The following is a 15,829-nucleotide window of genomic DNA, read 5'->3' on the forward strand; positions in this document are numbered from 1 at the left end:
GGGTTCAGCTTCAGGGCTTGGCGCGGCGCCGCGCCACCATCAGCACCCCCAGCCCCAAGCCCAGCAAGACCAGCGAAGCGGGTTCGGGCACGGCCGTCACCGCATGGACCGACACGCCATCCAGCATGGCGATGGGCGGCAGGCCGGCCGGGCCATTGGCCAGAAAACCCAGCACCTGGCTGGTGGCCGAGGCGGTGAACACCATGGTCTGCTTTTGCCAGGCCGTGGTCGGCGGATTGCGGCCGGTGTAATTCGTGCCCACCGTCATGACATCCGAGGCCCTGGAGGCCGAGCCGAAGCTGACCGTCCAGTTCTGGTCAAAAGGCTGGTTGATGTACTGGTAATAGTCCTGGCTGATGCCGGCGGCCTGGTAGAAGCTGAGTTCGTAGGATTTGCCCACCTGCAAGCCGCTCAGGTTCTGCCAGAGAGTGCCGCTGAACTTGGGGTCCGAATCCAGCCAGTAGAACTTGCCCCCCGCCGGGCTGGGGCCGGGATCGGTCGCCACGGTCCAGCCACCGCCCAGTTGCAATACCGCATTGCTGGCCGCTGCGCCGGGCGAGGAGCCGACGCCACCTGACATGCTGCCCAGCGACAGCGGGGTCACATTCCAAGCAACCGGCTGGGCACGGCCGGCCAAGCCGGCTTCGAAATCACCGTTGCTGACCAGATTGGTCGCAGCAGCGGCCGACACCGAACACAGAACACTTGCTGCCAAGGCCAGCAGACTGGGACGCAAACCTTTCAAGACCTTTGATTCCATCGCAACCATCCGTTTCCAACACGAACACGACTCCCTGGCAAAGCCTCCACAGCGCCCCCTTGTTCATGGCTTGGGCCGCCAGGGCCCCGGGTTTTGCTGTTCGGTTGCGTTCAGTCTACGGAACGGTCTGCGAGAGCCCTGGTAGTAGTTGGCAGAACAGGCTTGGAACACCGCAGCACCCCTGGAACAAGGGGGAAAAGCGGCAGTATTTCGTAGCTCAGCAGCCTCAGTGCCTGCCCTCGGGCAGCTCACGCGCCTCGACGTCCACCACATCGGTGGCGGGCGGACGGGCGGGGGTGGCCCGGGCCCGGCCGGCACGGAACTGCTGCGCACGCCTGAAGCCCGACAGATCGACAACAGGCCTGCGCCCGCGCGCCAGGCTCCACAGCAGCAGGCCCAGCATGGTGAACAAGGCCAAGACCAAGAGCGCCAGCACCAGCAGCACCGAGGCCACGGTCAGCACCAGGCGGGACAACAGGGAAACAACAGCAGAAATCATCAACAATCCCTTCTCAAATCAAGGCCCGCGCGAACCCGGATCGCCGCAGATTGGGGCCGGGATCCCGGATTTCAACCCCGCCCCACAAAAGGCATGGTGGTGGCCATCACCGTCATGCTTTGCACATTGGCGCTCAGCGGCAGGCTGGCCATATAAAGCACGGCGCTGACCGCATGGGCCACGTCCATGGTGGCCTCCACGGCGATCTCACCATGGGCCTGGCGCACGCCGCGGGCCATGGGCTGGGCCATCTCGGTCAAGGCATTGCCCAGATCCAGTTGGCCGCAGGCGATGTCGAAGGCACGCCCGTCCAGCGACAAGCTCTTGGTCAGGCCCGTGATCGCATGCTTGCTGGCCGTGTAGGGCGCTGAATTGGGGCGCGGCGCATGGGCGGAGATGGAGCCGTTGTTGATGATGCGGCCGCCACGCGGCGTCTGCGCCTTCATCAGCTTGAAGGCGGCCTGGGCGCACAGAAAGCTGCCGCTCAGATTGACGTCTATGACCGAGCGCCATTGCTCAAAGCTCAGTTCATCGATGGGAACGGCTGCGGCTGCCAGGCCGGCGTTGTTGAAGAGCAGGTCCAGTCGGCCGAACTCGTGGGCGATGCGCTCGAACAGCCGCGCCACCTCGGCGGCCTGGCCGACGTCGCAGGCCTGGACCAAGCTCCGGCCCGGGCCCTGCTCGCGCTCGATCAGCTCGGCCGTCGCCTGCAAGGCCTCGGCACGCCGCCCCGCCAGCGCGACCCGATAACCCGCGCCCGCCAGCCCCAGCGCCGTGGCCCGGCCTATGCCGGAGCCGGCGCCGGTAACCAGGGCGAATTTGCTTGTCGCTGCCTGCATGGCGGACCTCCTTTTCAAACCATCAAACCGGCAACAAGCCCCGGCTCTTCAGCATGGGCCCCACCACCGCATCGCGGCCCCGAAAGGCCCGGAAGGCCTCGCCCGGCTCACGACTATTGCCAGTCGAATAAATGCTGTCGCGCAGGCGCTGGGCCACGACCGGGTCGAAGATATCACCCGCTTCGACAAAGGCCTCGAAGCCATCGGCCTCCAGCACCTCGGCCCACAGATAAACGTAGTAGCCGGCGGCGTAAGAGCTGCCCGAGAACAAGTGCTGGAAATGCGTCATGCGATGGTTCATGCCCACGGCGGGCGGCAGACCATAGGCTGCCATGGTGCGAGCCTCGAAATCAACCACCGCCGGGCCCTCGGCCTCGGTCAGCGAATGCGCGGCCAGGTCCACCAGGGCGCTGGCGGTGTAGCGCACCGTCTCATAACCCTGGTTGAACAGGGCCGCGGCCTTGAGCTTGGCCAGCAAGGCGTCGGGGATGGCCTCGCCGCTCTGGTAGTGGCGGGCATGCTTCTTCAGCACGGCCGGATCGGCCATCCAGTGCTCGAACAGCTGCGAGGGCAGCTCGACAAAATCGCGCAAGACCTGCGTGCCGGAGAGCCGCTCGAATTCGACGTCAGACAAGAGGCCATGCAGGCCATGGCCGAATTCGTGGAACAGGGTGCGGGTGTCGTCAAAACTCAGGAGCGTGAGCTGGCCGGCCGCACCCTTGGCGAAGTTATTGTTGTTCAGGATGATGGGCAGACAGTCCATGCCGTTGCGGGCCTGCAAGCGCAAGGCATTCATCCAGGCGCCGCTGCGCTTGATGCTGCGGGCGAAGTTGTCGTGCAGGAAGATGCCGCGCAGGCGGCCGTCGGCGTCCTGCACCTCGTAGACCTGGACATCGGGGTGGTAGGCCGCCACCTCGGGCTTGGCCTCGAAGCGCAGGCCGAACAGGCGCCCGGCGCAGTCGAACAAGGCCTGCACCATGGCGTCCAGCGGGAAGTAGGGCTTGACCTCGGCCTCGTCCAGATCGTACTGGGCCTTGCGGACCTTCTCCGCGTAGAAGCGCCAGTCCCAGGCCTGCAGCGGCAGGGCATGGCCCAGGCTTTGCATCTGGGCCTCCAGCGCGGCCTGCTCGGCGGCGGCTGCTGCCTTGGCGGGTTCCCAGACCTGCGCCAGCAGGCCGTTGACGGCCGCGCGGCTGCCGGCCATGGTGTCGGCCAGGGCGTAGTCGGCATAGCAGGCATGGCCGTGCAGGCGGGCCTGCTCATTGCGCAGCGTCAGAATCTCCTGGGCCAGCGCGCGGTTGTCGCTGGCGCCCGCGTTCTCGCCCCGGCCCACCCAGGCGCGCCAGGCCTGCTCGCGCAGATCGCGGCGCTCGCTAAAGGTCAGAAAAGGCACGATCAGGGAGCGCGACAAGGTGATGACCCGGCTGCCCGCGGGCAGGCCGCGATCGCTGGCCGCCTGGGCGGCAGCGGCCAGCAGAAAGTCGGGCAGGCCGGCGCTGTCGGCCGCGTCTTGCAGCAAAAGCTGGTAGCCGGTCTCATCGGCCAACACGTTCTGGCCAAACTGGGTATTGAGTTCGGCCAGGCGCTCCATCACCTGGGCATAACGCTTTTGCTCGGCGAATGCCAGCTTGGCGCCGGCACGCACAAAGTCCAGGTGTACCCGCTCCAGCAGGCGCAGGGCCTGGGCATCCAGGCCCAGGGCATGGCGTTCACGGTGCAAGACGTCGACCCGCTTGAACAGGCCGGCATGCATATAGGTCCAGCTATTGTGCGCGGCCAGGGGGCCGGCCAGGGCGCGCTGGGCGGCTTGCAGCTCGGGCGAGGTAGCGGAGGCAGCCAGGCTGTAGAACAAGGACTCCAGCCTTGTGAGCAGGCGGCCGCTACGGTCGAAAACGGCCAGGGTGTTGGCGAAGCTGGGCGGCTCAGGCTGGGCCGCGATGGCATCCAGCTCGGCGCGGTGCTGGGCCAGCGCCTGCTCGAAGGCGGGCAGGAAATGGGCGGCTTCAATCTGGGCAAAAGGCGGCAGGCCGTAAGGGCCGGTCCAGTCCTGCAGCAAGGGGTTGGGAGAGGTCAGCGGGCTCATGGGATGGCGGCTTTCAATGCGGGAGGAGGGAGCAAAAAACAAAAAAAGCGCCAAGCTTTCACAGCGTGGCGCCTCCGGGCGTCTGGCGAAGCGGCCTTACTTGGCGGCGGCCGCGCGCTCCTTCTTGATGGCGGCCTCGTCGGCCTCGTCATAGGACTTGTTGCTGCACTCGGCCTTCCAGGCATCTGCCTTGTCCAGATGGGCTTCGGTGCGGTCTTCCAGCGTCTTGAAGCTGGCGTTGAACTTGTCGACCTTGTCGCTGAAGACCTTGCGCTTGGCTTCCAGGGCCTTGCCGCCCTCGATCGCCGGGCCGGCACTGGCGTCGAACTTGGCGGCGCGCGCCTCGTATTCCTTGCGCTTGGCTTCCAGCTCTTCCTTGCTCATCTTGGGCGCGGCGGCCTTGATGTCCTCATTCATTTTCAGAATGGCTTCGCGCTCTTTCTTCAGCTCGGCGACCTGGGCCGTGTAGGCCTCTTCTTCCTTTTGCAGCGCATCTTTCTCGTTGCGCAGATCGGTGCTTTCCTGCTTGTAGCGTGCCTGTTCATCCTTGATGGCCTGGGCTTCCTTGCCATTGGCGTCGTTCAGGTCCATGCAGCTGCGCAGCTCATCGCGCGTCATCAGCTTGACCTTGGGCTTCTCGACAACGGGCTTGCCGACCTTGTTATTCTTGGGGTCCACCTTGGCATTGGGGTTGACCGTGCTGCCGGACTGGGCGAGCACGGGCAAGGCAGCGGCCAGGGCGAGGGAGAGGAGGATTCGTTTCATGGCAAAGACTCGGCTGAATGCGCCCGGACCCTGGGGCCCGTCAAGCGCTGACAGAAATAGAGGCGCCCATCATGCCATGCGTCGGCCGGCCTGATGGGCGCGGGCCTCAAGACAGACTCTTGCGCAGCAGCTCGGCCACCAGGCCGTTGATGCCGCCCGCATGGCCCGTGGCCTGTTCGCGCAGGCTTTGCGCCAGCTCGGCCGGCAGCTTGCAGGCGAAAGGCACCAGGCCGGCGGCGCTGTCCAGGCGGCGCTGTTCCTTGCGGTCGGGCAGCTGGGCCGCGCCCTGGCCGAAGCGGCCGGGGATGGGGGCGCCACGCATCTGCGTATCGAGTTTGAGGCCGGCGAGGCGGTCGAGATCGGTTTTCTTCATGCTCATGGGGCCGGATTGTCGGTCAAGTCGCAAGGCGATAATCCGCCACCCTCCCACCGAGCCCCGCCCCCATGGCCATCAAAGCCACCATACACAAAGCCCAAATCCAGATCGCCGACATGGACCGCAATGTCTACGGCGAACACAATCTGACCATCGCCCGCCAGCCCTCCGAGACCGATGAGCGCATGATGATCCGCATCCTGGCCTTCGCCCTCAATGTGCCGGCCGACGATTTGCGCGGCCGCCTGGAGCTGAGCAAGGGCCTGGCCGATGCCGACGAGCCCGAGCTCTGGCAGCGCGACCTGACCGGCGACATCCTGCACTGGATAGACCTGGGCCAGCCCGATGAGCGCCGCCTGCTCAAGGCCCATGGCCGGGCCGAGCGGGTCAGCGTCTACGGCTATGCCTACAGCACGCCGATCTGGTGGGCGAATATCGAATCCAAGCTGACACGGGCTCCGCGTTTGTCCGTCTGGCAGATCCCGGCCGAGCAATCACAATCGCTGGCGAAACTGGCCCAGCGCAGCATGCAGTTGCAGGTGACCGTGCAGGATGGCGGCATCTATGTCTCGACCGCCGAGGACTCGCTGGAAATCAACCCGATCGCGCTCAAGCGCCCCCAGGAATGAGCACAATTTCTCGCCCCCAAGCATTTGGATTTGGCCCGCTGAGCCTGGCCGCCCTGGCCGCCCTGAGCCTGCAAATGCTGCCCACGGAGACCGCCATGGCCCAGGCCCAAATCGCCAACACCAGCAGCGCCAGCAGCAGCCCCGCGGAAGACGGCTTCCGCTGGCTGGAAGAGGTGCAGGGCGAGCGCGCCCTGGCCTGGGTGAGAGAACGCAATGCCAAGAGCACCCAGCTGCTGCAAGCGCGCCCCGAATACAAAGGCTTGCGCAAGGAGCTGGTCGAGATCCTGAACGCCAAGGACCGCATTCCCCAGCTGCGCCGCATGGGCCCCTGGCTCTACAACCTCTGGCAGGACGAGCAGCACAAGCGCGGCCTGTGGCGCCGTACCAGCCTGGCCGAGTACCAAAAAACCGAACCCCAGTGGGAGACGGTGCTGGACCTGGACGCCCTGGGTGCGGCCGAGAAGGAAAACTGGGTCTTCGGCGGCGCCCAATGCCTGGCCCCGGACTACCGCCGCTGCCTGCTCTCGCTCTCGCGCGGCGGTGCCGACGCGACGGTGCTGCGCGAGTTCGATACCCAGACCAAGCAGTTTGTGCAGGACGGCTTCAGCCTGCCCGAGGCCAAGTCTGAGGTGGTGTGGGCGGATGAAAACACCGTCTACGTGGGCACCGATTTCGGCCCCGGCTCGTTGACCGATTCGGGCTACCCGCGCGTCATCAAGCGCTGGCAGCGCGGCACACCGCTGAGTGCCGCCCAAACCGTGTTCGAGGGCGAGGCCCAGGACGTCGCGGCCAGCGTCTACGTGGACCGCACGCCCGGCTTTGAGCACACCTTGTTCAGCCGCGCCCTGGACTTCTACAACCAGACCTCTTTCCTGCTGCAGAGCGGCAAGCTTGTTCAGTTGGACCTGCCCAGCGATGTGCAAACCAATTTCTGGGGCCCGCGCCTGCTGCTGCAGCCGCGCAAGGACTGGCAGACCGGCGGCCAGACCTATCCGGCCGGCGCCCTGCTGCTCACCGACGCCGCCGCCTTTCTGAAGGGCGAACGCAAATTCGACATTCTGTTCAGCCCCAGCGCCACCCGCTCCCTGGCCGGCTACACGGTGACGCGCCAGCATCTGATCCTGAACATCAGCGACCAGGTCGCCAGCCGGCTGGAGGAATGGGATTTCAGCAAGCCCAAGCCCACGCATCGCAAGATCCAGGCCCCCTTCCCCGGCACGCTGAGCGTGGCCAGCCTCTACGACAGCGAGCTGGCCAAGGACGAGCTGGCCGAGCGCTACCTCGTCAACTACGCTGACTTCCTGACCCCCGACACCCTCTACCTGGCCCAAGCCGGCAGCGACGATCGCCAGGCGCTGAAGGCGCGCGAGCCCAAGTTCAATGCCGGCGGCATGAAGGCCGAGCAGTTCTTTGCCACCAGCAAGGACGGCACCCGCGTGCCCTATTTCGTGGTCTCTCCGCCCGGCGTCAAGCTGGACGGCAAGAACCCCACCCTGCTCTACGGCTACGGCGGTTTCGAGGCCTCGATGCGGCCCTGGTATTCGGGCGGCTACGGCCGCGCCTGGTACGGTCGCGGCGGCGTCTTCGTGCTGGCCAATATCCGTGGCGGCGGCGAGTTCGGCCCCGGCTGGCACCAGGCCGCGGTGAAAGAGAACAAGCAGCGCAGCTACGACGACTTCATCGCCGTGGCCGAGGACCTGGTCAAACGCAAGATCAGCTCGCCCAAGCATCTGGGCATCATGGGCGGCAGCAATGGCGGCCTGCTGGTCGGGGCCACCTTTGTGCAGCGCCCCGATCTCTTCAACGCCGTGGTCTGCCAAGTGCCCTTGCTGGACATGAGCCGCTATCACAAGCTCTTGGCCGGCGCCTCCTGGATGGCCGAGTACGGCGACCCGGACAAGGCCGAGGAATGGGACTTCATCCGCAAATACAGCCCCTACCAAAACGTCAAAAAAGGCGTGAAATACCCCAAGGTGCTGTTCACCACCTCGACCCGCGACGACCGCGTCCACCCCGGCCATGCCCGCAAGATGGCGGCCCTGATGCAGTCGCAAGGCCATGATCTGCTCTACTACGAAAACATCGAGGGCGGCCACGGCGGCGCCGCCGACAACGAGCAGCGCGCCACCTTGCAAGCGATGGAATACGCCTATCTGTGGCAGCAGCTGAAACGCTGAGTTAGGAGACTCCTGATGACCGAGCCGCAGATCAAACACAGCAGCACACCCCAAGGGCAGGGCCGCTTCCATGCGCGGGTGGATGGCCACCCGATTGAGCTGGACTATCTGCTGCGCGGTGATGTGATCGACTTCCACCACACCGGCGTGGACCCGGCCCTGCAAGGCCGTGGCCTGGCCGCCAAGCTGGTGGAGCACGGCCTGCAATGGCTGGCGGGCCAGGACGGCCTGCAGCTGCGAGCCAGCTGCAGCTATGTGGCCGCCTATCTGCAGCGCCAGCCGCGCTGGCAGCGCCTGAGCCTGCCGCGAGCGGCCCAGCAGGTGCTCAACTACTGGTTCGGCCCCCTGGGCAGTGCCGAGGAGGGGCAGATCCGCAGCCTCTGGTTCACCAAGAGCGCGGCCACCGATGCCGAGATCGGCGAGCGCTTTGGCGCCCTGATCAATACCACCCTGGCAGGCGGCTTGCAGGACTGGCGCCTCAGCCCGCTGGGCCGCCTGGCCCGCATCCTGCTGCTGGATCAGTTCACCCGCAACCACTTCCGCGGCCAGGCCCAAAGCTTTGCAGGCGACCCGCAGGCCCTGAGCGAAGCCCTGGACTTGCTGGCCAGGCCCCAGGACTTGGCCCGCCTGAGCCCGCTGCAGCAGTGGTTTGTGCTGATGCCTCTGGAGCATGCCGAAGACGCCGATCTGCAAGCACGCTGCGTGCAGGCATTCGAGGCCCTGGCAGGGCTTGACCCCAGGCTGGCGGGTGCGCTGGACTATGCCCGCCGGCACCAGGCGGTGATCGCCCGCTTCGGCCGCTTCCCGCATCGCAATACCATCCTCGGGCGGCCCTCCACGGCCGAGGAAACAAGCTTTCTCGCCGAGCCGAATTCGAGCTTCTAGCCTGCCTCTTTTTCCTGCAACAGGCGCCACATCACCTTGCCCGAGCCGGACTTGGGCAGGCTGTCGACAAAGGCCACCAGCTTGGGCGCCTTGTACAGAGCCATATGCTCGCGCGCCCAGTCGATGAGGTCCTGCTCCGTCGTCTGCCCCTTGGCCTCGGCCCGCAGCACGACGATGGCCTTGACCGTCTCGCCGCGGTAGGCGTCCTTGGCCGCGATGACGCAGGCCTCCTGCACCGCCGGGTGTTTGTAAAGCAGCATCTCCACCTCCGAGGGCCAGACCTTGTAGCCGCTGGCATTGATCATGCGTTTGAGCCGGTCGGTGATGAAGAAGTAGCCCTCCTCGTCCATGCGCCCCAGATCGCCGGTGCGGAAAAATGCCTTGCCCTCGATCGGCACAAAGGCCGCCTCGGTGGCCGCCGGCTGGCGCCAATAACCCTTGAAAACCATGGGCCCGTGGGTGACGATTTCGCCCACCTCGCCGATGGGCATTTCCTCCAGGGTCTGGGGATCGATGACCCTGGAGTCGACGCCGAAGATCGGCATACCCAGGCATTGCAGCTTGGCCCGCTCGGGCGGATTGGCATGCGAGGGCGCGGCGGTCTCGGTCAGGCCATAGCCCTCGGCAAAGCTGAGGCCGAACTCCTGCAGCAGACGCTCGGCCACGGCCTGCGGCATGGCCGCCCCGCCGCCGCTCAGATAGACCAGGCTGGACAGGTCAAAAGACTTGTAGTTAGGGCTGCCGAACAGGTCGATGATCATCGTCGGCACACAGGTCCAGTGCGTCACCCGGTAGCGTGAGATCAGGCGGCCGGCCAGTTCGCGCTCCCAGCGCGGCATGATGACCAGAGTCATGCCCTGATAGACCGGCGCCAGCACGCCGTACAACAGGCCGGTGATGTGGAACATGGGCACGACGCCCAGGCCTATGGCCTCGGGCGAGGCATGACCCCACAGGCCGCCGCCGCAGGCATTGGCCATCAGCGTAGCGTTGCTGTGCATGCAGCCCTTGGGCAGGCCGGTGGTGCCGGATGTGTAGGGCAGCAGGGCCAGATCGTCCGGGCCGGCCGTGTGCGGGCCCAGAGGCAGCTCATTGCGCAAGGCCTGGGTCCAGCGGCTCAGATAGCCGGCCGCGGGCAAGACGGGGTCGGCCTGCAGCAGCTGGGCCAAGGGCTCGGCCACGCCCAGGTCCGGGTCTATGCCCGCGGCGGGCAGGCTCTCCGCATAACGCGTGACCAAGACGGCCTTGAGACGCTGCGCGGGCGGCAGCGCCTCGTTGGCGGCGACCACGGTGGCGGCCAACTCGGCGCTGCACAGCACGACCTGGGTGCCGGGGTCCGTGATGTAGTGGCCGAACTCCTCGACCCGGTTCATGGGATTGACCGGCACCGCCACCGCATTGGCGCGGCTGATCGCGTAAAAGCCCACCAGGTATTGCGGGCAGTTCTGCATGAACAAGGCCACCCGGTCCCCGGCGCCCACGCCCTGGGCCTGCAGCCAGGCGGCCAGGCGCTCGGCCTGCACCTTCAGTTCGGCATAACTGAGGGCCTGGCCGCAGAAAATCGTCGCCGCCTTGTCGGGATAGCGCGCGGCCGCCACCTCCAGATTGAACCAGAGCGAGGTGCGCGGAATCTCCAGCCGACGCGGCAGGCGGCGCGGCCAATGGCTGCGCCGGGCCAGGGCCTGGGGTGAAAGCGCGACGTCGGGCCTGGGGCTTGCATCCATCAACACGATCTCCGGGTCTTGAAGTGGGGACTGAACTCGCTGTCAGGCATTCTGGTCGGCCTGCACAAGCCAGTCCTGTCGCTGAAGCGACAAAGCAGGAGCGGAAAATTCATTCAAAACCGCAAGTCTCGACCTTTGCTTGCGCCCCCCGGCAGAGAGAAGGCAAATTTGCCTGAAAATGCGGCCAGAGCTATCCCGCATTTACGTTTCTTTCAGACTGACCCAGCCCATGTCCACCATTCTTCAGCACATCCCCGCCGGCCAGAAGGTCGGTATCGCTTTCTCCGGCGGCCTCGACACCAGCGCGGCCCTGCACTGGATGCGCAACAAGGGCGCCATCCCCTACGCCTACACCGCCAATCTGGGCCAGCCCGATGAGCCGGACTATGAGGAGATCCCCCGCAAAGCCATGCAGTACGGCGCCGAGAAGGCCGTGCTGGTGGACTGCCGCGCCCAGTTGGTGAACGAAGGCATTGCCGCCTTGCAAAGCGGCGCCTTCCACATCAGCACCGCCGGTGTGACCTACTTCAACACCACGCCCATCGGCCGCGCCGTCACCGGCACCATGCTGGTGGCCGCGATGAAGGAAGACGAGGTCCATATCTGGGGCGACGGCTCGACCTTCAAAGGCAATGACATCGAGCGCTTCTACCGCTACGGCCTGCTGACCAACCCGGCGCTGAAGATCTACAAGCCCTGGCTGGACCAGCAATTCATCGACGAGCTGGGCGGCCGCGCCGAGATGTCGGCCTTCATGAGCAAGGCCGGCTTCGGCTACAAGATGTCGGCCGAGAAGGCTTATTCCACCGACTCCAATCTGCTCGGCGCCACCCACGAGGCGAAAGACCTGGAAAGCCTGGCCTCGGGCATGAAGATCGTCCAGCCCATCATGGGCGTGGCCTTCTGGCGCGAGGACGTGGTGGTCAAGCATGAGGAAGTCACCGTGCGCTTCGAGGAAGGCCAGCCCGTCGCCCTCAACGGCGTCGAGTACAGCGACCCGGTGGCCCTGCTGCTGGAGGCCAACCGCATCGGCGGCCGCCACGGCCTGGGCATGAGCGACCAGATCGAGAACCGCATCATCGAGGCCAAGAGCCGCGGCATCTACGAGGCCCCCGGCCTGGCCCTGCTCTTCATCGCCTACGAACGCCTGGTGACCGGCATCCACAACGAGGACACCATCGAGCAATACCGCGAAAGCGGCCGCAAGCTGGGCCGCCTGCTCTACCAGGGCCGCTGGTTCGACCCGCAAGCCATCATGCTGCGCGAGGCCGCCCAGCGCTGGGTGGCGCGCGCCGTCACCGGCGAGGTCACGCTGGAGCTGCGCCGCGGCAATGACTACTCGCTGCTGGACACGCGCTCGCCCAATCTGACCTATAGCCCCGAGCGCCTGTCGATGGAAAAGGTGGAGGACGCGCCCTTCTCGCCGCAAGACCGCATCGGCCAGCTGACCATGCGCAATCTGGACATCAAGGACACCCGCGAGAAGCTGACGACCTATTCCCAGGTCGGTCTGCTGTCGGCCGGCTCGGCCAGCAGCCTGCCCCAGCTCAAGCGCGACGGCGGCAACTGATGCCACGGCCCCTCGCAGGCCTGCGCGCGCTGGCTTGGTCGGGTCTGCTCGTCGGGGCGGCCCTGCTGGCTCCGCGGGTGCAGGCCCAGCCCGGCGCGGTACCGGGCGCCGCGGGCGCCAGCCCGGCCCAGGCCGTGGCCACGCGCCCCGTGGTCCTGAGCATCGCCGGCCGCCTGTTGAAAAACGGCCAGCCGGGCGCCCCCGCCCTGCTGAGCCTGGAGCAGCTCGCCGCCCTGCCCCAGCACAGCTTCACCACCCAGACCCCCTGGTACCCCAAGCCACGTAAATTCACCGGCCCTCTGCTGCGCGATGTGCTGGCCGCCGTGGGCGCCCAGGGCGAGACGGTGGAGGCCCTGGCGCTGAATGACTACAAGGTCGACATCCCCATGCAGGACATCGTCCGGCACCCGGTGCTGCTGGCCCGCCTGATGGATGACCAGCCCATGCCGGTGCGCGACAAGGGCCCGCTCTTCGTCCTCTACCCTTTTGATGCCGACCCCAGCTTTCGCTCCGCGCTGTACTACAGCCGCTCCATCTGGCAGCTCAAAGCCCTGACGGTCAAGTAGCACCGCCGTTTCTGCGCGTCCTCCGATCATGGTTTCCAGCTCCTTTCTCCGGCGCCGCAGCTGGTCGCTGCCGCTCAGCGCCATCACCCTGGCCCTGATCACCAGCTTTGCTGGCGTGGCCCTGCTGCAGCATCGCCAGACCGAGCTGCTCAACGCCACCAACCGCTACGAGGAGGACTATCTGGCCTGGAGCCTGTTCCAGCTGGAGGCCGAGTATCTGAAGCTGCGCCTGGCCCTGCAACAAGCCCTGGACCCGCAAAGCAAGACGGATGCCGAGCAGGTGGCACAGCGCTTCGAGATCTTTGTCAGCCGCATCAATCTGATCGAGAGCGAGCATGCCGCCGCGGTCCTGCAGGCCAACCCCGACTACCTCAGCACCCTGACCCGCAGCAAGCAGTTCGTGCAATGGGCCGACGCCCTGCCCCTGACGGCCCAGACGGTGCGCACGCAGCCCGCCCAGCTGCGCGCCGCCGTCGAGCAGATGGACGATATGGCCGAGGCCATACGCAGCCTGTCGGTGACGGTCTCGCACCACGTGACCGCGCAGACCATGGCGCGCAACGAGCTGGTGCGCCGCCAGGCCCGCTTCAGCATCGCCCTGACCCTGCTGCAATGCACCCTGACCCTGGGCCTGGGCCTGGTGGTGATGCGCCAGCTCAGCCGCCTGACCCGCTACGGCCTGGCCCAGGAGGAACAGGCCGAGGTGCTGCGCGAGGCCCGCCACCAGGCCGAGGCCGGCAGTCGCGCCAAGAGTGTGTTCCTGGCCAATATGAGCCACGAGCTGCGCACGCCCATGCACGGCCTGCTGGGCATGCTGGGCCTGCTCAAGGACACGCCCCTCAGCCCCGGCCAGCGCGACCAGTTGCGCAGCGCCGAAGACTCCGGCCGCCACCTGCTGACCGTGCTCAACGACATCCTGGATGTCTCCAAGATGGAGGCCGGCGCCATCACCGTGCAGTTGGAGCCGGTGCAGCTGAGCCGCTTGCTGAGCGAGCTGCAGGAGCTCAGCCGGCCGCCCGCCCAGGCCAAGGGCCTGGAGTTGCGGGTGGAGCGCGAGCCCGGCCTGCCCGACTGGATCGCCGCCGACCCCACCCGGCTACGCCAGATCCTGCTCAATCTGCTCAGCAACGCGATCAAATTCTCCGAGCGCGGCCACGTCAATCTGCGCCTGAGCCGCCAGGCCGATGGCCAGGGCCGGCCCCTGCTGCGCTGCGAGCTCAGCGACACCGGCCCCGGCATGGACGCCGCCACCCAGGCCAAGCTCTTCCAGCGCTTCAGCCAGGGCGATGCCAGCAGCTCGCGTCGCTTTGGCGGGGCCGGCCTGGGGCTGGAAATCTCCCGCAATCTGGCCCGCCTGATGGGCGGCGACATCACCGTCTGCAGCGAGCCGGGCCAGGGCTCCACCTTCACCCTGGAGCTGCCGCTGGAGGAGCGCCAGCCGCCCGCAAACACGACCAGCCCGGCCGGCGCCAGCACCAAGGCGGCCACCGGCGCACGGCCGCTGCACATCCTGGTCTCCGAGGACCATGCCACCAACCGCATCTTTCTGCAGGCGGTGCTGGACAAGCTGGGCCATCAATCCCTGTTCTGCGAGAACGGCTTCGAGACCCTGGAACAACTCAAGCGCCAGGATTTCGACCTGGTGCTGATGGACCTGCATACGCCGGTGATGGACGGCTTCCAGGCCACCCAGGCCATACGCGCCCTGCCCGCACCCAAGTCCGCCACCCCCATCTTCGCCCTCTCGGCCGACGCCTTCGAGGACTCGCGCCAGCGCGCGCTCGAGGTGGGCATGAACGACTTCCTGGCCAAGCCCGTCAGCGTGGAGCTGCTGGGCCAGCGCCTGCAGGCCTTTGCGGCCGAGCTGGATGCCCAAGACTACAGCAACACCGGCTCCGGCTCCAGCCGAATGCCGAAGCGGCCGTAGACGCTTTCCTGGATGGCGCGCGCCAGGGTCACGACCTCGGCGCCGCGCGCCTCGCCGCGGTTGACCAGCACCAGGGCCTGCTTTTCGTACACGGCCGCGCCGCCCACGGCCTTGCCCTTCCAGCCGCAGGCATCGATCATCCAGCCGGCCGCCAGCTTGATCTGGCCGTCGTCCATCAGGTAATGCACGATGGCGGGGTCGCGGCCGATGATGTCGCGGCATTGCTCGGGCGTCACCAGCGGATTCTTGAAGAAGCTGCCGGCATTGCCGATCACGGCCGGGTCGGGCAGCTTGGCGCGGCGGATCGCGCAGACCCAGTCAAAAATCTGCCGGGATGTCGGCGCCGTGATGCCGGTCTCCGCCATCTTGCGCTCCAGCTCCAGATAGCCCAGCACCGGCTGCCAAATTTTGGGCAGCAAAAAGCGCACCCGGGTGATGACGCTCTTGCCGGCCAGGCCGCCAAAGCCCGTGTGCTTGAACACGCTGTCGCGGTAGCCGAATTTGCACACCGAGGCGGGCAGCACGACGGCACGGCCGCTCACCAGGTCCACCACCTCCACGCTGTCCACCCGGTCCTGCAGCTCCAGGCCATAGGCACCGATGTTCTGCACCGGTGCCGCGCCCACCGTGCCGGGGATCAGGGCCAGGTTCTCCAGGCCACCAAAACCCTGTTCCACCGTCCACCGCACCAAATCGTGCCAGGCCACCCCCGCGCCTGCCTCGATAATCCAGCCCGTGGCGCGTTCTTCCAGCAGGCGGATGCCGGGGATTTCCATCTTCAGCACCACGGCCTCGACATCCTGGGTCAGCACGATATTGCTGCCCCCGCCGAGCACGAATTTGGGCGCGCGCCCGAATTCGGCATGGTCCACCACCCGGCGCACATCGGCGACTTCGCGGATGCGCACCAGGCGGCGGGCTGTTGCCGGCAGGCCGAAGGTGTTAAAAGGCTTCAGATTGACATCCGACTCGATGCTCAGGCCTGTCGATGCGGCCTGCAAAGGAGTCTTCTCGGGAGTACGCGCTGTT

14 protein-coding genes are annotated in these 15,829 nt (G+C 66.5%); 6 read left to right on the forward strand and 8 right to left on the reverse strand.

The genetic code is table 11. The features are described 5' to 3' along the window. Positions 1-10: 10 nt before the first annotated feature. From HNP55_RS01505 to HNP55_RS01530, 6 genes are all read right to left on the reverse strand, one after another. Complete coding sequence (locus HNP55_RS01505; protein WP_184295439.1) at positions 11-745, reverse strand: PEP-CTERM sorting domain-containing protein; 735 nt, start codon at positions 743-745, stop codon at positions 11-13. A gap of 241 nt (positions 746-986) precedes the next feature. Continuing rightward, positions 987-1,259, reverse strand: a complete 273-nt coding sequence (locus tag HNP55_RS01510) for a hypothetical protein (RefSeq protein ID WP_184295442.1) — start codon at positions 1,257-1,259, stop codon at positions 987-989. 71 nt (positions 1,260-1,330) lie between these two features. After that, the gene (locus HNP55_RS01515; RefSeq protein WP_184295445.1) at positions 1,331-2,098 is read right to left on the reverse strand and encodes an SDR family oxidoreductase; all 768 of its coding nucleotides are present in this window, start codon (positions 2,096-2,098) and stop codon (positions 1,331-1,333) included. A gap of 22 nt (positions 2,099-2,120) precedes the next feature. Beyond that, positions 2,121-4,181, reverse strand: a complete 2,061-nt coding sequence (locus tag HNP55_RS01520; RefSeq protein ID WP_184295447.1) for a M3 family metallopeptidase — start codon at positions 4,179-4,181, stop codon at positions 2,121-2,123. A 96-nt stretch (positions 4,182-4,277) separates the two neighbouring features. After that, a complete protein-coding gene (locus HNP55_RS01525) occupies positions 4,278-4,946 on the reverse strand; it encodes a hypothetical protein (RefSeq protein ID WP_184295450.1) in 669 nt (222 codons plus the stop codon). A gap of 106 nt (positions 4,947-5,052) precedes the next feature. Beyond that, positions 5,053-5,325 (reverse strand): hypothetical protein, encoded by a 273-nt coding sequence (locus tag HNP55_RS01530; protein ID WP_184295453.1) that lies wholly within the window; start codon positions 5,323-5,325, stop codon positions 5,053-5,055. A 65-nt stretch (positions 5,326-5,390) separates the two neighbouring features. Here HNP55_RS01530 and HNP55_RS01535 point away from each other — a divergent pair, with 65 nt between their 5' ends. The 3 genes from HNP55_RS01535 to HNP55_RS01545 all read left to right on the forward strand — a co-directional run bounded on the left by HNP55_RS01535 (position 5,391) and on the right by HNP55_RS01545 (position 9,013). Then, positions 5,391-5,951 (forward strand): YaeQ family protein, encoded by a 561-nt coding sequence (locus HNP55_RS01535; protein WP_184295456.1) that lies wholly within the window; start codon positions 5,391-5,393, stop codon positions 5,949-5,951. 95 nt (positions 5,952-6,046) lie between these two features. Further along, positions 6,047-8,128: a prolyl oligopeptidase family serine peptidase gene (locus HNP55_RS01540; RefSeq protein ID WP_409993726.1), complete on the forward strand. Its 2,082-nt coding sequence runs from the start codon at positions 6,047-6,049 to the stop codon at positions 8,126-8,128. 15 nt (positions 8,129-8,143) lie between these two features. Further along, positions 8,144-9,013 (forward strand): DUF924 family protein, encoded by an 870-nt coding sequence (locus tag HNP55_RS01545; RefSeq protein ID WP_184295459.1) that lies wholly within the window; start codon positions 8,144-8,146, stop codon positions 9,011-9,013. On the opposite strand, the gene HNP55_RS01550 is transcribed toward HNP55_RS01545, so the two are convergent. Further along, complete coding sequence (locus HNP55_RS01550) at positions 9,010-10,737, reverse strand: long-chain fatty acid--CoA ligase (RefSeq protein ID WP_184295462.1); 1,728 nt, start codon at positions 10,735-10,737, stop codon at positions 9,010-9,012. The genes HNP55_RS01545 and HNP55_RS01550 overlap by 4 nt on opposite strands. Before the next feature lie 229 nt (positions 10,738-10,966). Between HNP55_RS01550 and argG the strand changes: the two genes are divergently transcribed. The 3 genes from argG to HNP55_RS01565 are packed head-to-tail and all read left to right on the forward strand — an operon-like array spanning position 10,967 to position 14,800. Further along, entirely contained in the window at positions 10,967-12,307 is a 1,341-nt protein-coding gene (gene argG / locus HNP55_RS01555; protein WP_184295465.1) for an argininosuccinate synthase, read from the forward strand. Further along, entirely contained in the window at positions 12,307-12,873 is a 567-nt protein-coding gene (locus HNP55_RS01560) for a molybdopterin-dependent oxidoreductase (protein WP_184295468.1), read from the forward strand. The genes argG and HNP55_RS01560 overlap by 1 nt, the downstream gene beginning before the upstream one ends. A 28-nt stretch (positions 12,874-12,901) precedes the next feature. After that, complete coding sequence (locus HNP55_RS01565) at positions 12,902-14,800, forward strand: ATP-binding protein (protein WP_184295471.1); 1,899 nt, start codon at positions 12,902-12,904, stop codon at positions 14,798-14,800. Here the strand turns inward: HNP55_RS01565 and murB are convergent. Beyond that, positions 14,752-15,780 carry a UDP-N-acetylmuramate dehydrogenase gene (murB, locus tag HNP55_RS01570; protein ID WP_184296643.1) on the reverse strand — a complete coding sequence of 343 codons (1,029 nt, stop codon included), beginning with the start codon at positions 15,778-15,780 and terminating at the stop codon, positions 14,752-14,754. The genes HNP55_RS01565 and murB overlap by 49 nt on opposite strands. Positions 15,781-15,829 lie beyond the last annotated feature (49 nt).

It is taken from the genome of Roseateles oligotrophus, from assembly GCF_014204525.1.
Taxonomy (GTDB): Bacteria; Pseudomonadota; Gammaproteobacteria; order Burkholderiales; family Burkholderiaceae_C; genus Paucibacter_A; species Paucibacter_A oligotrophus_A.